16 protein-coding genes are annotated in these 18,866 nt (G+C 65.9%); 9 read left to right on the top strand and 7 right to left on the bottom strand.

The genetic code is table 11. The features are described from left to right. The first annotated feature begins 2 nt into the window (after positions 1–2). Positions 3–1,025, top strand: a complete 1,023-nt coding sequence (locus tag AB0L82_RS10340; RefSeq protein ID WP_364635953.1) for an SDR family oxidoreductase — start codon at positions 3–5, stop codon at positions 1,023–1,025. 6 nt (positions 1,026–1,031) lie between these two features. Here AB0L82_RS10340 and rfbC read toward each other — a convergent pair whose 3' ends face one another. Then, positions 1,032–1,589 (bottom strand): dTDP-4-dehydrorhamnose 3,5-epimerase, encoded by a 558-nt coding sequence (gene rfbC, locus AB0L82_RS10335; RefSeq protein WP_364633577.1) that lies wholly within the window; start codon positions 1,587–1,589, stop codon positions 1,032–1,034. A gap of 14 nt (positions 1,590–1,603) precedes the next feature. Here rfbC and AB0L82_RS10330 point away from each other — a divergent pair, with 14 nt between their 5' ends. Together AB0L82_RS10330 and AB0L82_RS10325 are read left to right on the top strand one after the other, a co-directional pair. Beyond that, positions 1,604–2,698: a methyltransferase domain-containing protein gene (locus AB0L82_RS10330; RefSeq protein WP_364633575.1), complete on the top strand. Its 1,095-nt coding sequence runs from the start codon at positions 1,604–1,606 to the stop codon at positions 2,696–2,698. A 75-nt stretch (positions 2,699–2,773) separates the two neighbouring features. Beyond that, positions 2,774–3,400, top strand: a complete 627-nt coding sequence (locus tag AB0L82_RS10325; RefSeq protein ID WP_364633573.1) for an MspA family porin — start codon at positions 2,774–2,776, stop codon at positions 3,398–3,400. Positions 3,401–3,422: 22 nt separating this feature from the next. On the opposite strand, the gene AB0L82_RS10320 is transcribed toward AB0L82_RS10325, so the two are convergent. From AB0L82_RS10320 to AB0L82_RS10300, 5 genes are all read right to left on the bottom strand, one after another. Further along, the gene (locus tag AB0L82_RS10320) at positions 3,423–4,259 is read right to left on the bottom strand and encodes a glycosyltransferase (protein ID WP_364633571.1); all 837 of its coding nucleotides are present in this window, start codon (positions 4,257–4,259) and stop codon (positions 3,423–3,425) included. Positions 4,260–4,285: 26 nt separating this feature from the next. Continuing rightward, positions 4,286–5,500: a polysaccharide pyruvyl transferase family protein gene (locus AB0L82_RS10315; RefSeq protein ID WP_364633569.1), complete on the bottom strand. Its 1,215-nt coding sequence runs from the start codon at positions 5,498–5,500 to the stop codon at positions 4,286–4,288. 103 nt (positions 5,501–5,603) lie between these two features. Continuing rightward, positions 5,604–6,740: a serine hydrolase domain-containing protein gene (locus AB0L82_RS10310; RefSeq protein ID WP_364633567.1), complete on the bottom strand. Its 1,137-nt coding sequence runs from the start codon at positions 6,738–6,740 to the stop codon at positions 5,604–5,606. Between the two features lie 414 nt (positions 6,741–7,154). Continuing rightward, complete coding sequence (locus AB0L82_RS10305; RefSeq protein WP_364633565.1) at positions 7,155–8,558, bottom strand: DUF222 domain-containing protein; 1,404 nt, start codon at positions 8,556–8,558, stop codon at positions 7,155–7,157. A 201-nt stretch (positions 8,559–8,759) separates the two neighbouring features. After that, complete coding sequence (locus tag AB0L82_RS10300) at positions 8,760–10,301, bottom strand: serine/threonine-protein kinase (RefSeq protein WP_364633563.1); 1,542 nt, start codon at positions 10,299–10,301, stop codon at positions 8,760–8,762. 88 nt (positions 10,302–10,389) lie between these two features. Between AB0L82_RS10300 and AB0L82_RS10295 the strand changes: the two genes are divergently transcribed. The 5 genes from AB0L82_RS10295 (at position 10,390) to AB0L82_RS10275 (ending at position 16,472) form a co-directional block, all read left to right on the top strand. Then, a complete protein-coding gene (locus tag AB0L82_RS10295) occupies positions 10,390–11,061 on the top strand; it encodes a glycosyltransferase family 4 protein (RefSeq protein WP_364635950.1) in 672 nt (223 codons plus the stop codon). After that, the gene (locus AB0L82_RS10290) at positions 11,054–12,388 is read left to right on the top strand and encodes a glutamate-1-semialdehyde 2,1-aminomutase (RefSeq protein WP_364633561.1); all 1,335 of its coding nucleotides are present in this window, start codon (positions 11,054–11,056) and stop codon (positions 12,386–12,388) included. The genes AB0L82_RS10295 and AB0L82_RS10290 overlap by 8 nt, the downstream gene beginning before the upstream one ends. A gap of 109 nt (positions 12,389–12,497) precedes the next feature. Then, positions 12,498–13,238 carry an SDR family oxidoreductase gene (locus AB0L82_RS10285; RefSeq protein ID WP_364633559.1) on the top strand — a complete coding sequence of 247 codons (741 nt, stop codon included), beginning with the start codon at positions 12,498–12,500 and terminating at the stop codon, positions 13,236–13,238. A gap of 13 nt (positions 13,239–13,251) precedes the next feature. Then, the gene (locus AB0L82_RS10280) at positions 13,252–14,112 is read left to right on the top strand and encodes an amidohydrolase family protein (protein WP_364633557.1); all 861 of its coding nucleotides are present in this window, start codon (positions 13,252–13,254) and stop codon (positions 14,110–14,112) included. A 329-nt stretch (positions 14,113–14,441) separates the two neighbouring features. Next, positions 14,442–16,472, top strand: coding sequence for an SDR family oxidoreductase (locus AB0L82_RS10275; RefSeq protein WP_364633555.1), 2,031 nt, complete (start codon positions 14,442–14,444; stop codon positions 16,470–16,472). Positions 16,473–16,543: 71 nt separating this feature from the next. Here the strand turns inward: AB0L82_RS10275 and AB0L82_RS10270 are convergent, their stop codons facing one another. After that, positions 16,544–17,191: a cutinase family protein gene (locus tag AB0L82_RS10270; RefSeq protein ID WP_364633553.1), complete on the bottom strand. Its 648-nt coding sequence runs from the start codon at positions 17,189–17,191 to the stop codon at positions 16,544–16,546. 269 nt (positions 17,192–17,460) lie between these two features. Between AB0L82_RS10270 and AB0L82_RS10265 the strand changes: the two genes are divergently transcribed. Next, complete coding sequence (locus AB0L82_RS10265) at positions 17,461–18,864, top strand: wax ester/triacylglycerol synthase family O-acyltransferase (RefSeq protein WP_364633551.1); 1,404 nt, start codon at positions 17,461–17,463, stop codon at positions 18,862–18,864. The last annotated feature ends 2 nt before the right edge of the window (positions 18,865–18,866 follow it).

Below are 18,866 nucleotides of genomic sequence, written 5' to 3'. Positions count from 1 at the left end.
GCATGCGGGTACTGGTCACCGGGCATCAGGGGTATCTGGGGACGGTCATGGTGCCGGAGCTCCAGGCGGCCGGACATGAGGTAACCGGTTTGGACACCGGCTATTTCGCCGAATGCGTCCTGGGTGACGCACCGGAGCCGCCACCCGGAATCGCGGTGGACCTGCGCGATGTGACCGTCGAACAGCTGGCCGGATTCGACGCGGTCGTACATCTGGCGGCGCTGTCCAATGACCCGCTCGGGGCGCTGGCTCCGCAGATCACCTACGACATCAACCATCACGCCTCGGTGCGGCTGGCCCGGCTGGCCAAAGCGGCCGGGGTACGGCGGTTCCTGTACGCCTCCACCTGTTCGGTCTACGGTGCGGCCGGAGCCGGACTGGTCACCGAGGACGCACCGCTGCGCCCGCTGACCCCGTACGCCGAATCCAAGGTGCGGGTCGAGGACGATGTGGCGGCGATCGCGGATTCCGGGTTCTCGCCCGTATTCCTGCGCAATGCCACGGCTTTCGGATTCTCGCCCCGGCTGCGCGCCGATATCGTGCTCAACAACCTGGTCGGCTACGCGGTGCTCACCGGTGAGGTGAAGGTGCTCTCGGACGGGACGCCGTGGCGGCCGCTGGTGCATGCGCAGGACATCGCGCGCGCGTTCGCCACCTGCCTCGAGGCTCCGCTGGAGGCGATTCACTGTCGCGCCTACAACGTCGGCACCGAGGCCAATAACCTCACCGTCGCCGAGATCGCGCAATCGGTCGTCGAGGCGGTGCCGGACTCCAAGCTGCTGATCACCGGTGAGAGCGGAGCCGATCCGCGCTCGTACCGGGTCGATTTCTCCTATGCCAGAGAGGAACTCGGCTTCGAGGCGACCTGGAGCATTCCGGACGGCGCGGCCGAGCTGTACCGCGAATACACCGCGCGCGGACTCACCAGCGAGGCCTTCTTCCAGCGCTTCACCCGCCTGGCACACCTGACCTCTCTCAAGGAGGCCGGAGTGCTCGATGACGAACTGCGGCGGATCGGAGCCTGAGTGCGACTACATTCCGAAGGCGGTGAGCAGGTCCCGCCAGGAGTTCGCGGCGGCATCGCGATCCGAGACCACGGTGACCGGCTGCGGCCACTCGATCGCCAGATCCGGATCATCATAGGCGATGCCGATATCCTCGGCCGGATCGTGCGGCCGGTTGATGCGATAGCAGACATCGGCGACCGGGCTCACGGCCTGGAAACCGTGCAGGAAGCCGGGCGGTACGAACAGGTTCCGGAAGTCGTTGTCGTCCAACAGGAAAGCCTGCTGGCGGCCGAAGGTCGGCGAGTTCGGGCGGATATCGACCAGCACGTCGTGCACCGCGCCGTGCGCACACCGCACCAGCTTGGCCTCACCCCGGCCCGCCCGGCCGTGCATTCCGCGCACCACGCCGAGATGGGAGCGCGATTGCGAATCCTGGATGAAGCTCGCCGCGAAACCCGGTCGCTCCAGGTACTCGTCGAACTCCTCGGCGTCGAAGGTGCGGGTGAACAGGCCGCGGTCGTCCCGGAACGGGTCCGGGGTGAGCACCAGCACGTCAGCGAGCTCGGTGGTTTCGATGCGCATCAGGCCATCGTGCCATGAGCGCGGCACCGACGCGGGGATGCCGCGGCTGCGGGGCGGCCGGACTGGAGCGGATGCTGGATCTCGGCAAAATGCCTGCGGCAGACGACTTTCCAGCGCTGGACGCGCCGACGGCGCATAGTGTTTCCATGCATCCGCTGGCCATGGATCAGTGCCCGGACTGCGGGCTGGCCCAGCTCGCCGAGGATGACACCGTCACCGCCGAACCGCGCGGCGTGGAACCGCAGGCCCTGCGCGATCAGGCTGCCGCGGCCGTCTCCGGCGTACAGGCCGACGGATGGCTGAACGGCGGCACCGTACGGGAATTCGGCAGTCCGCACGGTGGCAGCTGGCTGCCGCTGCTGGAGTCGCGCGGATTCACCGTGACCGAGACACCGGCCGATGTGGTGATCGACTGCTTCGGCATCATGCACGAACCCGATCAGCGGGCGGCCTTCGCGCAGCGGGCGGCGGCGACGGCGGCCGACGGGGTGCTACTGCTCCAATTCCACACGCTGCGTGCGATTGTCGCCCAGGGCCAATGGAATGCACTGCGGCACGGGCATTTCGCGTACTACAGCCTGCGGACGCTGCGACTGTTGCTCGCGGCGGCGGGGATGCGGGTGGCCGCCGCGTGGGAGTTCAGCCTGTACGGCGGAACGATTCTCGTGGCGGCGGTGCACGGAACCGACAGTGCGCCGGTGGATTCGGACGTCGCTCGGATACTCGATGCCGAATCCGAAGTGTTGGATGCCAAACCCGACGCGGTCCGCGATCTCCAGCGCGCGGCCGATGAACAGGCGCACGCGCTGAGCTCCTGGCTGGAGCGCGAAAAAGCCTCCGGGTACACGGTTTTCGCCTACGGTGCCGCCTCCCGGGCCGTCGCGCTGCTACATCTCGCGGGCGCGCACCGCGGCCTGCTCACCGCCGTGGCCGATGCCTCGCCCGGTAAGCAGGGCCGTCGCATGCCCGGGACAGATATTCCGATCATCTCCCCGGCCGAACTCGTCGCGGCTCGGCCGGATCGGATCCTGCTCACCCTTCCCGACCTACTGCCGGAAGTGCGCGCGCAGTGGCCGGAGCTGGAGGGGAGGTGGGTGGTCGACCTGTGATCGAGAGGAACAGCCGCTGATGAGGGTCGGCGGCTGAGATGAGCAATACCTGATGAGGGAAAAGTGGGAACATCAATGAAGCGCTCCAAGCAGCGTGCCATCGCGCGCACCCTGGCCATCGCGGCCGCGTTCACCGTCGGGCTGGCCATGGAGACCAGCACCTCGGTCGCCGGCGTCGACAGCAGCAATTCCATCCTCGACCGTCAGCAGCGCACGGTCGAGGCCATCCAATCCGATACGCACATCAGCTTCGTGCCGCCACTGGACGGCAATCCGCTCAGTCGTGAGTGGTTCCACGACGGTAAAGCGGGCTTCCATATCAGCGGTCCCAACGCCGATAACTGGAACGGGCACGTCACCATCGGCTACCAGGTCGGTTATCCCGCCACCCTGGACGGCAAGCTCCGCTTCCAGTGGTGGACGCCCAGCCTCGGTCTGGAGCTGGGTAATGACCCGAAAGTCGATGTCAACAGCCTGATTCCGCAGTTGGGCGTGGAATTGGCGGTCGGCTTCGGCCCGGGCATCCAGACCGTCGAGGCGGCCGGCGGCGATATCTCCGGCGCGGACGGCTTCATTCAGATGTCGGGCTTCCACGCCACCGTGACCGGTGTGCTCGGCCAGACCACCATTCGCCCGTGGGTCAAGATCGTCACCAGCAATGGGGACAGCGTGACCACCTACGGTCCGCTCTGGACCATCTGATTCGACCATCCCGGCCGGAACTTCATCGCAGCAGCTCCGGTCGGCGCAGCAGGGCGGCGGCCGCCCGAGCCCGCAATCGATCCACCGCGATGCGGGCCAGGCGCAGGTCGCCGCCCAATATCGTCGCGGGTCCGATCAGCTGCGGATACTCCCGCCGCAGGCGATGCTGGAAGCGCAGCAGCTCACCGAGTTTCGCGGCGGTGGCGATGTCACCGCAGCGGTTGAAGCGCGAATCACGCCATGCGGCAAGGCTTTCCGCCATACCGTAGAAATGCCCGAGGGCGCTGACCCGGGCCAGCAGATCCACGTCCATGGGCAGTACCAGATCACCGCGGAAACCGCCCACCCGGGAGAAGTCCGCGCGCCGGAACATGGCCGTGGCGGTCGGCCCGAATTCCGATGGCCCGCGCCGCACGATGCTGCGCATCAGGCTGCGGGAATCGCGCTGCCCCAGCAGATTCGCGAGTCCGAGCCCATCGCGCTCCACCTGACCGGCCGCGTCGACCACCTGGAACTTGGACGCGCACACCGCGATACCGTGATCGCCCATCACCTCGAGCTGTTTGTCCAGCGCGCCCGGCAGCAGGATATCGCCCGCGCACACCACCTTCACCAGACGGCCGGTGGCCAGCGAGACCGCCTTGTTCCAGTTCTCGCCCGTGGGTAGCGGCTCCCGATTCCGGATCACCCGAACTCTGCTGTCCCGATGCAGATTCGCCACCCGGAAGGTGTCGTCGGTGCTGGCGTTGTCCAGCACGATCACCTGGAAGGCATTGTCCTGCTCCAGAATCGAAGTCAGCGTGGCGGCCAGTGTGCGTCCGGAGTTCCGGACCGGGACGCAGATCGAGAGGTTGACCATCGTTCCCCCTGAGCTGAGGCGGCGGGTTAACGGATCGGCGCCGGCCGCTTCCGCATCAGCCCGGACACTCGGTCCAGGCCCGCGCCAACGGCGTCGATCTGTTCGACCGCCCGCTGCTGCAGGGTATCGCGCAGTTCGGGCGCGAACTCCCACAACTCCCGGACCGCTTGCGGCAGTACGGATTCGGGGTCGTCAACGCCCAGCCGCACGACCCGCAGGCCGGAGCCGAACATATCAGCCAATCCGATGAACTTGTCGTCGTAATGGTCCGAAGCCGTTACAGCAACCGCCGGAATACCCTGGGACAGCGCGAAGACCGCCAGGTGATAAGCGCTGGTGACCAGCACGCGACAGCGCGAAACCTGGCGCGCAGCCTCCTCCGCCGCGCCGGGGCGGGCGACCGTAGCACCGAACCGGACAACTCTTGCCCGATCCACCGCGCTACGCACGGCGTACCCGATCCGGTCGTGCTCGGAATTGCGCAGGCACAGGCCCAGATCCGCGCCGATCTCCGCCCGCCGCATGCGATAGGAGAATTCGATGGCATCGTCGCCGGTGACCTCGAAACGATCGGCGGAGACACCGAGCTCGGCCAGCAGCTTCGGACCGCGTACGCCTTCGCGCAGGCCGATGAAATCCGCGCCCGGCAGTACCGCCGCCGCCCGGCGCAGCAGTTCGGGATCGCGGATCGGCCCGAGTCCCTGCCCGAGCAGCACATTCGGAATGCCCAGGGCCTGCGCGTATTCCAGCAGATTGAGGGTGCGATGCGCCTGATAGGGATCGGCGTCGGCGATATACCCGCCACCCTGCGCGATCACCAGATCCGCCTCGCCGACCGCGGCCGGAACCGGTGGCAACGGGGGCATTCCGGCCGAGGCGGTGCGATCCCTGCCGATGAATGCCTGCGTCTCGGCGCGCAATCGGCTGCCGACACCGCGCAGCTGCCGCAGCGGGGCTTCGGTGGCGTCCCGCCATTTCAAGGTCGCGGGCCCGGTCAGCTTCGCACCGGCCAGCTGCTCCAGCTGTCCGGCGAAACCGCTCCTGCCCCACTGCCATCCGCCACCGGCGTGTACGGGTTCGGTGTCCGGAAGCACCGTTCGCAGCACTCGCGGTTGCTCGGTGAGCATGCCGATTCGGGCGTGCGGCCAGAGCTCCCGCAACCGATGCACCGTCATGACCATAGTGGCTATGTCACCGCGATTGTGTAACCCATACTCGCCGTTCTCGACCAGTATCTTCAATTCCCCGCACTCGCTCTGCTCGCCCTGCCAAGCACATGAACGGAGCGAATCTATCGTATGTACCTGTCATCCGCTCGATTTCACCTCGGAGGGCACACAGAGATCACATCGGAGCACACAGTCCGGCGTCGACGACGTCGTCCAGATCGATATTCCGCTCCCGCGCGCCGAGAATATCGGGAATCTGATTCATGCTCACCGTGACCGAACGCTCCGCGGTCGCGCCGCCGTACACGAAGGTGCCGTTGATTGTCCCGCCGTGGCCCCAGGCTTGGATTCCGCACGAGGTGGTCCAATGGAAAAGTCCCAGGCCGAAATCCTCGGACCTGCGCCAATCCCCGCTCGGGACAGTGCGTTGCATCTGTGCCAGTTCGTTCGCGCCGACCACGCGCGCCTGGAGCAATGCCATGAAGAAGCGATTCAAATCCGCGCCGCTGGACACCATCGCGCCATCGGGCAGGCCCCAGCCGGGGTCGATGTCGGTGATATCGACGAGGCCGCCACCGAAGCCGTCATAGGCGCGCGCGTGCGGGCCGCGAATCACCTGTTCCGCCGGATACAGCGGCCAGTAGGTACTGGTCAGCCCGAGCGGAATCAAAATGCGCCGCGTCACCTCCACTCCCACCGGCAGTCCGGTGACGCGCTCCACCACCTGGCCCGCGATCAGATAATTCGTATTCGAGTACTCGGAGCGAGCTCCCGGCTCGAAGTTCTTCTCCTTCGCCATGCCCATCGCGATCAGATCGCCGATCGGCTTGGGCTGTTGCAGCGCCGCTACCGACGACAGATCCAGATCGGTCAGGTAGTCCGGAATACCGCTGTTGTGCTGCAACAGATTTCGAATAGTAATGACATTCCCATCACCACCGGGGGCGTGCACTACACCGGGCAGGTAGCGCTCCACCGGGGCATCCAGGTCAACCTTTCCCTCGCCGACGAGTTGCAGCAGCACCGACGACACGAAAACTTTTGTGTTACTGGCGATCCGTACCTGCGCGTTGTCCGGAAATGGTGCGTTGGTTCCGAGATCGCCTACGCCGCTGTTGATCTGGAGCACCCGGTCGCCGTCGGTCAGCACCAACTGAGCGCCCGGGACGCTTCCGCCCGCGATGGTCTCGTCCAGACCGATCTGCAAACGCTCCTGAAGCGAGGTCGGATCAGCGGCGGTGATCCCGGCCGCCAAGGCGACCGCTATGGCGGATATGGCCAGGAGCGCGAGCGCTCTCGGTACGGCGGGCATTGGTCCTCCAGTCTGTCCCCCGGGAGAGCCATACACCTCCGAGCCCAAGTTGGTTCGAGGACAACACGGTTAAAGACAAAAGACTAAAAGAACAAGAGAAAAAGACGCCCGGACAAGAAAAGAACAAGAACAAGAACAAGAACCAAAACACTTGGGCGGCTTGGTTCTTTGGTCTTGGGAGGTGACCACAGCCAGTCACCCCGTCGGGTGCGTGAGGTGCGGGCGTGGGTTGCGGGAGAGCAAGTCGGGTACGGCAGGCGACGTGCCCAGCACTGCTTCTTTGCCTGGACTGCGGGAGGGCTGGAACAGCAGAAGTGCACCCTTCGGTAGGTGCGGGGCACCCTTTTGAGATGCGGACATGCCTGTAGGACCGGCAGGAGGGTTCCTGACGGTGGATACAGGTGGTGGTGGAACCTATTGCCGGGCTGGGCAAGCCGGGCGAGGCAATACCCACGGTCGCGCCTGGCGCATCCGCTTCGAAGCACACGCCCGGGGCGGGCGAGCGGGCAGCGGCGGGGCCGCCGGTGCGGTAGCCATCAACTCGTCCGGGTGATGAAGGTGGTTCACCTTCGGTGTCCGGGTCGGGTCGATGTGCGCGGGCGCAATCCACGCGGTGCGGCCCGCGAAGGCCGAATCCTTACCGAGCTTGATCGTGGTCCACCCGGTCGGAGTGTCGTTCACCAGAGCGTGGCAGTGATCGCACGCCAGGGTGAGATTTTCGATATCGGTGGGTCCGCCCTTGATGTACTCGGTGACATGGTGGACAGCGGCCATGCTTGCGGGTGCGGTGCAGCCGGGGCGGGTGCAGCCACGTTCGGTGGCGATGAGCGCCATGCGCTGGGCCGGGTTGGCAAGGCGTGCTTCCCCGATGTGCAAGGGCATGGCGTTGGCGTCGGTGACGACGGAGAACGTCTTGCTCTTGCGCGCAGCCATTTCCAACGCGACCTCGACCGGCACGGTCCCACCCGTGGCGGTGGTGGCCACTCCGGCCGCGCGCTCCACATCGGTGATGGACATGGTCAGGATTGTGGTGACGGGCAGGCCCCGGTGTGAGCCCAGGTGGGCAGGGTTGAAGTCGGGGTGCAGGAGCGCGAACAGTGCATCGTGCTGACGCTGCACGGTCGTGCGCGTATCCCGGTCGGCCGCAGCCTTTACCACCTCGGGGTCGAGGTTCTCGTCCACCACGAACGGGCTTTCGGGGTCGGCCGGGTTGCACAGGCCGGGGCGCGCGAGCTTGGCCAGCACCGCATCCATCGCGGCGCGGGCTTCGGGGGTCAGGACCACGGTCATGGTGGACATCAGGTCGAAGCCCTGGGGGCTCAACCGCATGCTGCGCATACGAGCACGGTCGGTGTCGTCGGTGAGGGTGCCATCGGGATCGAGGTGGCCCAGGATCCGGTCACCGATTTTGGGGAGCTGGTTCGGGTTCAACGCACGGGCATGCCGGGCCAGGTGTTCTTCGGCGAGTGCGCGGTCTTCCGCGGTGACCTTGTTGGGCAGCCGGTCCATGACCTGCCGGATCACGCGCACATGGTCGAGACCGATCGCGCCTTCTTCCTGCGCGAGTGCGGTGTTCGGCAGCACCGGAGCAGGGGTCGACACTTCGGCATTGTCTCCGATGCGCGGCCAGATCGCGGCTTGCTCGGCGCAGTGCCAGCGATTCAGCGCGTCCCCGTGCGAAATCCGCAGTGTGTCTTGCAGGAACAGCGCCACGCTGCCTGCTCCGGCGCGCTTGGGCAGCGACCGTGAGCAGGTCTGCACGACCAAATCGAGTTTCATCGCGTCGAGTTTGCGGGTGGCGGTTTCGATCTGCTGCATCAATTCGACAATGTCGTTGTCCGACACGGGAATAAGCGGCTGAGAAACAAGGGAATCGATCGCAGCGGAGAGTGCGTGTGCACTGTCCGTGATTGCGATGTTCTCCCCTGAGTTCATGCCTCTATTCTACTCCCGAAAAACAGACCCACAAAGCCTAATTCCGTTGTGATATAAGGTTATTCAGAATTACCACCATTTCCCTCACGAGGGGAACAGCGGACTAACCAACCTGCCACACAACCATTTCCCATCCACGTAATCCATAGACAGCGTGATGTTCTGATGGTTGGTCGTATCGGCTTTGCCTTTGGTCGAGTTGATCTGCGTGATATCCGCCGCCAACTCATAGTGCGTGGCGCCCCCGGACGTAACCGTGCACTTGGCGTCCGTGCCACGAGTGTGCTCGGAATCCGCTTCCAGCAGCAGCCGAACGGTGGGGAGCAATGACTGCGCCTGAGACTTCCATGCCCCCGTAGCGCCGTTCACGACCTTCGTCTGCCAGCCTTCACCGTCGCTGTAGTCGTAGGTCGACATGAGAATTCCGTAGTCGCATGCCGCCTTGATCGCACCTTCACGGGTGGCGTCGGTGGGCACGCCACCCGGATCCGAGGCACCGGGCGTCGAACCCGCGCCTATCGTGAAATGCAATGCGCCACTGCCTAATCCGAGCCCGAGGCCCGCCGCGATGATCAATCCGGCGACACCCGCGAGGATCAGGCGCTTCCGAATCCGCCGCCGGGGAGCAGGTGCCGGACTCATCGGAGGTGCCGGTATCGGGAACGACGAGGCGTCCCGCAATTGCGTCGCTTCCACTCCGGTCCGGGTGGTTCCGAAACTCACGGCCGGATATGCCGAGGGCGGAGTCGCCATGACCGGCGGAGTCCAAGGCGCCCCGCCCTGGGTGGTGGCGCTCGATGCCTGGGCGGCCGCCGCCGCGAATTCACCGCAGCTCGCATATCGATCGTCACGATTCTTGGCCAGCGCCCGCGCGATCACCTGATCGAAAGCCATTGGCACACCGGGGTTTCGCTCACTCGGGCGCGGAATTCTTCCGTTCAGGTGACCGTTCACCAACTGCGCGGTGCTGCCGCCCGGATACGGCAGCTCCCCCGTGAGCATGTGATAGAGCGTGCACCCGAGCGCATACACATCCGAGCGCTGATCCATATCCGTGCGCAGTTCGAACTGTTCCGGTGACGCGTACTGGAAACTCGCGTACATCTCCCCCGTCCGCGTCAGCGCACTGGTTTGATCCAACGCCTTCGCGATTCCGAAGTCCGCCAAGAACACTCGCTGATCCGGTCCCCAGGCCAGCAGGATATTGGCGGGCTTGACATCGCGATGCAGCACTCCGGCCCGATGCGCGTGATCGAGCGCCCGCGCCGTCTCCCCCAGAATCCGCACCGCGTGATCCGGCCGCAGCGGCCCGTCCCGCAGTACCGCCGCCACATCGGTGCCCTCGACGTACTGCATGGCCATCCAGAGCCGGTCCTCGGTGCGCCCGCGCGCGTACACCGCGACGATATTCGGATGTGCCAGGCGTGCAGCGGTATCGGCCTCGCGCAGGAATCGCGCCCGCACCTCCGGATCGTCCGCCACATGCGGGCTGAGCAGTTTCAACGCGACCAGGCGCGGCAGGTCCCGATCCCGGGCCAGATACACCTCGCCCATTCCGCCGACCCCGAGCTGCCGCTCGATCACATAGCCCGCGAATGTCTGCCCCTGCGCGAGTGTCCTCGCCACGACCCACTACCTCCGACCGGCTACCTTCTGCCGCTCACCGTAACCCACGCGTGCGGCGCGCTCCCGGCCGACAGCATTTAGACTTGCGCTGCACGGGCGTCGGGGCCTGTACCGCGTATTCAGGGACAAGCCCGGGGGTGAGGCGACCATGGATGAATCCTTCAGCAGTGAACAGCGGCCTGCCGCGCAGACCGTCATCGCCGTGGTCGGGCGGCTCGCACCGGAGAAGGGGCAGGATCTGTTCCTGCGCGCGCTCGCCGGAGCCCGGGTGCTGCCGCGCGAGGTCTTCCTGATTGGCGGGATGTCTCCCGGGGACGAGACCTATCTCGCCGAACTCGAGGTGCACGCCACGGCGCTGGACCTGCCGGTGACCTTCACCGAACGGGTCGAGGATCTGGAACCCTATCTGCGCCATGCCGATATCCTCGTACAGTGCTCATTGCGGCCGGAACCGTTCCGGCGCGTGGTGTGGGAGGCGATGCGGGCGGGATGCGCGGTGATCGCCACCCGCCCGGCCGGAACCGAACAGCTCATCGAGCCCGGACGCAACGGGCTGCTGGTGGATCCGGGTAGTCGCCCCCAGTTGACCCGCGCCCTGGACACCCTCATCACCGATCAGGAACTGCGCGGTAAATACGCCGATGCCGCCCGGGTGCGCGCGGCCGAGTTCGAGATCACCGCATCCGCCCGCGCGACCCCCGCGTTCGCGGCCACACTGAGCGAAACCCGTTGGCGCGCCGCAGGAGGAACGTATGCCTGAATTCACTCGCAGCAACGACGTCCAGGACCGGCTACATCGGCTGGTGCCGGGCGGGGCGCACACCTACGCGCGCGGGGCCGATCAGTATCCGGAGGGCAAAGCGCCGATTCTGTTGCGCGGGTACGGGGCTCGGGTCTGGGACTGCGACGGCAACGAATACGTCGAATACGGCATGGGATTGCGGTCGGTCACTCTCGGGCACGGCTATCCGCCGGTGGTGGAGGCGGTGACCCGCACCATCGCGCACGGAGTCAATTTCTCTCGCCCCACCGAGCTGGAATTGCTTGCGGCACAGGATTTCCTGAGCCTGGTACCGCACGCCGATATGGTGAAGTTCGCAAAGAACGGCTCCGACACCACCACCGCGGCGGTGCGATTGGCGCGCGCGGTCACCGGCCGCGAGACCGTGGCGGTCTGCGATCAGCCGTTCTTCTCGGTGGACGACTGGTTCATCGGCATCACCGAAATGTCCGCGGGCATACCGGCTTCCCCGACTGTGCAGTTCCGCTACAACGACCTCGGATCACTCGCCGAGGTGCTCGAATCCGAGGATATCGCCTGCGTCATCCTCGAACAGGCCACGGCCCTGGCCGAACCCGCACTCGGCTTCCTGGAAGGCGTTCGGGCACTGTGCGATCGGCACGGCGCGCTGCTCATCTTCGATGAGATGATCACCGGCTTCCGCTGGTCTCCCGGTGGCGGACAACAGCTCTACGGCGTCCGGCCGGATCTGTCCTGCTGGGGTAAGGCCATGGCCAACGGCTTCCCGCTGTCCGCGCTCGCGGGCAAACGCGAATATATGGAACTGGGCGGGCTGCGCACCGACGCCGATCGCGTCTTCCTGCTCTCCACCACGCACGGCCCGGAAACGGCCTCCCTGGCCGCTTTTCGCGCCGTGGTCGAGGCGTACCGCAGCACCGATCCCATCGGCCGCATGGAGCACGCGGGCCGCCGCCTCGCCGAGGGTGTGAACGCGGTCGCCGCCGAAATCGGTATCGCCGACCACCTTCAGGTGCGTGGCCGGTCCTCCTGCCTGGTCTTCCTCACCAAGGATCCCGAGGGCAATCCCTCCCAGCCCTATCGCACGCTCTTCCTCCAGGAACTCCTGGAACGCGGTGTGCTCGGCCAGTCCTTCGTCACCTCTGCCGCGCATACCGACGCCGATATCGATCACACCGTCGACGCCTGCCGCGAGGCCGCCATCGTCTACCGAAAAGCGTTGGAGCACGGCAGCGTCGACGGATTCCTCACCGGCCGCCCGGTCGCCCCGGCACTGCGCCGGCAGGCCGCGCCCCGGCGACTGCCGGACATACCGACGCGTCGGTAGGCTCTCGCGCACAGGAATTCCACAGCCGATTGCCGGAGTTGTGTCGCAAATCAGTCGCTGAACGACTATTCATGGATTGCGGAGCATTCATGGACGGACGGGTGAGGCAGTGGGTGACGGCGACAGCGCTACCGGCGCGCTCGTGACGGGCGGTGCGGGCGATATCGGCCGCGCGGTCGCGCGCCGGCTCGCCGCGTCCGGGCGCGAGGTGGTCATCGCCGATATCGATCTGGACGCCGCCACCGCGCTCGCCGCCGAACTCGGCCCGAAAGCCGTTGCGCTGCACCTCGATCTGACCGATCCAGACAGTATCGAGGCGGCGGCGCGGGCGGTACGCGGGCGCGTCTCGACGCTGGTGCAGTGTGCGGGCGCGGCCATTGTGGAGCCGTTCCTGGACAGCGCCGTCGCGCACTGGGATCTCATGCACCAGGTCAACCTGCGCGGTCCCATGCAGCTCACCCAGCACCTGCTCCCGGCGCTCCAGGACGCGGACGGGGCGCGCATCGTCTTCGTCTCCTCCGATGGCGCGCGGGCGGGTGCGGCGGGTGAATCCGCCTACGCCGCATCCAAGTCCGGACTGTTCGGCTTCGCCAAATCGCTCGCCCGCGAAGTGGCGCGGCACCAGGTCACCGTGAACGTGGTCTGTCCCGGCCCCATCGAGGGCCATATGGTCGACCGCGCCATGGCCGATCACCCCGGCCACCTCGAAGCCCTGCGCAAGGCCATCCCCCTCAAACGTCTGGGTCGCCCGGATGAGGTCGCCGCCCTCATCGCCTGGCTGGCGAGCCCGGAAGCCAGTTATCTCACCGGCCAGCTGATCAGCGTCAGCGGCGGCATCACCATGCAGTGAAGGAGACGCCACCATGCCCACCATCCCGATAGTCGACGCGCACCTGCACCTGTGGCACCCCACGGCCAACGACTGGTATCCGCGGTTGCGTGAATTCGGCACGGCCGCAGGCGCACCCGAGCTGGCGAACGATTTCCTACTCGCCGACTACGAGCGCGCGGCCGGGGTCGAGATCGCGGGGCTGGTGCACATCTCGGCCACCACGGCACCGCACGCCTATCTCGACGAGGGCCGCTGGATCGACGGAATCGCCGCCACCGCCGGGCGGCCCGTGGCGATCATCGGATCGGCTGATCCAGCCCTGCCCGAGACGGAGTTGCTGGCGCATCTGGACCGGCAGGCGCAGAGCCCGAACTTTCGCGGGCTGCGGGTATTCAGCGGCCTGCACCCCAATACCCCGGCCGCCGAGACCATCGCCGCCTGGCTCCAGGATCGCGACGGCGTCTTCGATCTGGTCGCGCATCCGCACGATATGCTCGACTGGATCGACTTCCTCGCGGGCTATCCGCAGCTGCGCGTCGTGCTCGAACATCTCGGCCTGCCCCAGGGCACCACCGAGGACGACCGCGCCGCCTGGCATAACGCGCTCTCGCTGGCCGCCAAGGAAACCCAGTGGCTGTGCAAACTCTCCGGACTCGGCATGATCTGCCCGGATCTGTCCTGGCAGACCCTGGAGTACTGGCTCGAATCGAGCGTGCAGCTGTGGGGCTGGCGGCGGCTCATGTTCGGCTCGAATATGCCCATCGACACGATGGCCGGCAGCTACGCCGATCTGCTGGCCACCGTCGACCATCTGGTCGGCACCGACGCCACCGACCAGGAAGCCGAGTTCTTCTACCGCGGTAATGCCTTCGACACCTACCGACTGGGCTAGTCGCGCGGTTCGGAATTCGAGTGACGGGCCACACAGGACACTTGACCAGTTGCCATCGAATTGCCAGCTGCGTCCGGGAGTTACATCAAACCCGTTGTCACACACAAAAACTCGAATTGCCACCGGGTGACCAGTCCCACACGCCGGAAAACGCCGTTTTGGTTGAAGCGTCTATGAGCGGGCCGTAAAGTTACCCATCAGTTAGGCACGATGGTGTTCCTACCTCGGCCCGACATTCTGCTACGGGGCCGCATTCTCTCGTCCACATCCACCGACGCATGTCGGACGAACAACGTTGAGCACCAACAAGTTCGTATTTAGGAGGGGCGATGGTTTCCTACATCGTGACGGGCGGCACCGGATTCCTCGGCCGGCGAGTGATCGCCGGACTGCTGGAGCGCGACCCCCAGGCTGTCATCCACGCACTGGTTCGCGAGGCGTCGGTCGCCAAGCTGCGCGAGATGGCTCAGGGCTGGGATGCCGAAGATCGAGTGTTCCCGCTGGTCGGTGACCTCACCGCCCCCGGCCTCGGGCTGCTGGACATCGACGGCGCGTTCGAGGCGCCGCACGCCGATCACGTCATCCACCTCGGCGCGGTCTATGACATGACCGCCGACGAGGACAGCACCTACGCCGCCAATGTGAGCGGTACGCGTTCGGTCGTCGCACTCGCCACCGCCATCGGCGCGGTAATGCATCACGTTTCCTCCGTCGCGGTCGCCGGTGATCACCAGGGCAAATTCTTCGAAGACGATTTCGATCTCGGACAGCGCCTCGAGTCGCCTTATCACCGCACCAAATTCGAAGCCGAGAAACTGGTCCGGGAGTCCCGCGACCTGCGCTGGCGCGTTTATCGACCCGCAATTGTGGTCGGCGATTCCCGCACCGGCGAAATGGATAAGATCGACGGTCCGTACTACTTCTTCCCCGCCATTGCCGGACTCGCCGCACTGCCCTCGGAACTGCCGGTGCCACTGCCCGATCTGGGCGCGACCAATATCGTGCCGGTGGATTATGTCGCCGCGGCGATGGTCGAGTTGATCAACAAGCCCGGCCTGATCGGGCGCACCTTCCACCTCACCAATCCCGAACCGCAGCCGTTCGGCAAGATCTACGCGGCGCTGGCCCGCGCGGCCGGAGCACCCACCGGGATCGGGCCGGTGCCCGGCAGCCATACCGCCCTGCATGCGCTCGGCGAACTGCCGGGCGTGCCCGCGGTGCGCGATTTCGTATTGGAGCGGCTGGGGATTCCCGCCGAGGTGGCACCGCATACCGCGTTCGAATCGAACTTCTCCTCCGACTTCACCCGGGCGCAGTTGCGCGGCAGCGGGATCACCGTGCCCGCGTTCGACAGCTACGCGGCCAAGCTGTGGAGCTACTGGGAGCACAATCTGGATCCCGATCGCGCCCGCCGCGGCCGGGAGAAGCTGTCCGGGCGCATCGTGCTGGTCACCGGCGCATCCTCCGGTATCGGCCTGGCCACCGCGCACGCGGTCGCCAAGCGCGGGGCCACCGTGCTGATGGTGGCGCGCACACCGGAGGATCTGGAGGCCGCGGCCGTGGCGGTGCGCGCGGAAAGCGGTGCGGCACAGGCGTACACCTGCGATATCACCGATGAGAAGTCGGTGGAGTTGCTGGTCAAGCAGGTGCTCGCCGATCATGGGCATGTCGATTTCGTGGTGAACAACGCGGGCCGCTCCATTCGCCGCGCGGTGGCCAATTCCACCGACCGCATGCACGATTTCGAGCGCACCATGGCGGTCAACTACTTCGGCGCGGTGCGGCTGATCCTCGCGCTGCTGCCGTCCATGCGCGAGCGCCGGTTCGGGCACTTCGTCAATATCTCCTCCATCGCGGTGCAGACCAAGGTGCCGCGGTTCGCCGCGTACGTGGCGAGCAAGTCCGCGCTGGATAATTTCAGCGAGATCGCGGCGGTCGAGAACGCCGATGCCGGAATCACTTTCACCTCGGTGCGGATGCCGCTGGTGCGCACGCCGATGATCGCGCCGACCGATCTGTACAAATCCATTCCGGTGCATTCGCCGGAGCAGGCGGCCGATCTGGTGGTGCGGGCCCTCGAACACCGGCCCAGCCGGATCGATACGCCCATCGGCACTTTCGCGCAGCTGGTGGACACCGTGATGCCATCGGTGAAGAAGGCCATTCTGTCGCAGGGCTTCAAGATGTTCGGAGAGTCCAAGGCGGCCAAGCCCGATCCGGCGGCGGTGGCCGAAAACGCTTCGGACAAGCCGGAATCGCGCAGCCCGCTGCTGCTGCTCGCGCCGATCGTGCAGCCGCTCATGGGCCTGCCCGGCCCGGCCGCGCGCTTCACGAACAAGATTCCGGGACTGCACTGGTAATCGCTGCCCGCGCGCAGCGGTCCGGCCCGGTGGGATGATCCCACCGGGCCGGACCTTTTATCCCCCGGGCCTCAGATGCGCACTGCGGCAAAGTTCGCCGCGGCTACGAAGCTATTGCTGTAAGACACATGGGCGGGGGCGTTCCATCCGGCGCCGCAGACGGGATCGCCTCCGGTGCACCAGTCTCCGGTCCGTCCGGCGTACTCACCGGGCACGGTCCAGCCGATGGCACGCATGGGATCACCGAACAGCAGTACCGCCGCGATCCGGTCGCCGAGATAGGCGGGCAGCTGCACCCGGCCCGGATACCCGGTCATCGCACCGGTGCCGAGCGCCGCGTGCACGACCGCCGCGCCCTGGGAGTAGCCGACCAGGACGAAGCGCTGGCCCGGGCAGGACGCCGCCTGGGATGCCATATGCCCCACCAGATCCGCGGTGCCCGCGCCGACATTGAAGCTGTAGTCCGCCGGATAGGCGACCGGGTAGGCCGTGGTCGACACCGGCAATCGATCCTGTAGCAGGCCGTACAGCTGATTGCCCACCACATCGCCGAGCCAACCGGGTTCACCCGTGCCCCGCGCCACCACCACGTCCACATCCGAACATCCGTCGGCATGGGCTCGCGGTAGTGGGAAGAACACGCTCGCCACCACCAGCGCGGCGGCGAAAACCCAAGCGATACGCCATTTCTCAGACAGCAGAACCTTCCGGTCGGCCATTGCTCTCACCCTCTCACGCCATTGTGAGCAGCCCGGTGACTCTTGTCAGTGACAAGTGACAATTCACCGGGCTATGTGACCCAAGGTAGGGAGGGGCGTTAACAGCGGCAACGCATTCCACTGGAGAGATACCCAATCGGTGCGCAACCGTATCACTGCGAAACTTGTTATCTACAAGCTACTTTGAGGCAACGAACCGGCCTCGAACGGGTACGGCAGGCTACCGCGATCGGTGCGCAAAATAGAACCAGTTCTCATAGGGTGTTGGTATGGAACGACTTACCGGGCTCGATGCGAGCTTCCTCTATCTCGAAACCGACACCCAACTCCTGCACGTCTGCGCACTGCTGATAGTTGATCCCGGCGCCGACGGCGTCGAATTCTCCTTCGACGACTTCAAAGCCGAACTCGGCAGGCGGCTGCACCTCATCCCCGCCATGACGCGACGGCTGCACGCGGTGCCGTTCAACCTCGATCATCCGGTGTGGGTGCGCGACTCCCGCTTCGATCTCGACTATCACGTGCGGCGCATGGGGCTGCCCGCACCGGGCGGAAAACGCGAATTGGCCGAAGTCACCGGCGATATCGCAGGTCGGCCCCTGGACCGGTCCCGGCCGCTGTGGGAGATGTGGGTGGTGGAGGGCCTGCCCGAAGGCAAGGTGGCGATCATCTCCAAGTACCACCACGCCATCGTGGACGGCATCACCGGCACCAATATGATGATGCACCTGTGCGATGTGCAGCCGGGCGTCACCTACAACCCGCCCGCCGAAACACCCGCCGCCGAAAGCGAACCCAATGATCTCGCCCTCGGGATCGAAGCGCTGGCCAAGTTCCCGGGCAAACTCGGCATATTCGGTATGGTGCCGCAGACCGTCGGAATCCTGAGCGGGCTGGTGCAGCGGCGGCGCAATGGGGACGGAACCCGGGGTATGCCACTGCCGTTCACCGCACCGCGCACCCCGTTCAATCGCGCAATCACCCCGCATCGCTCCACCGCCTTCGTGGCCTCGGAACTGAGCGATATCAAGGAGATAAAGACCGCGTTCGGGGTCAAGGTCAACGATGTGGTGCTGGCCGTGGTCGGCGGAGCGCTGCGCAGTTATCTGGAACTGCACGACGAGTTGCCCGAAACCTCGTTGATCGCATCGGTTCCGGTGTCCACGCACGAGTCCTCGCGGCATGACGAGGGCACCAATAAGGTGTCGACCATCTTCTCCCGGCTCTACACCGATATCGCCGATCCGGTGGAGCGGGTGCGGGCCATTGCCGCGGATAACCAGGGGGCCAAGGAGGAACACAATCTCATCGGCGCCGACTTCCTCCAGGATTGGGCGAAGTACGCCCCGCCCAACACCTTTCAGCTCGCCGCGCGCGCCTATTCGTCACTGAAGCTGGCCGAGCATCATCCGGTGGTGCACAATCTCGTGGTCTCGAATGTGCCCGGACCCAACTTCCCCATGTACTTCCTGGGCGTGCGGGTGGCCTCGATGTATCCGTTCGGGCCGGTCTTCCACGGTGCGGGATTGACCGCCACCGTCATCTCCAATAACGGCAACCTGGACTTCGGTTTCATCGCCGCCAAGGAGCTGGTCCCCGATATCGAGAAGATCGCCGACGCCGTCCCCGAGGTGATCACCGAGCTGCTCAAGGCGGCCCGTGAAACCAGCTGAGC

Origin of the sequence: Nocardia sp. NPDC052001, from assembly GCF_040680615.1 — a bacterium.
Lineage (GTDB): Bacteria > Actinomycetota > Actinomycetes > Mycobacteriales > Mycobacteriaceae > Nocardia.
Note: the sequence above shows the minus strand (reverse complement) of the source record. Positions and strands in the feature narration are given on the sequence as shown.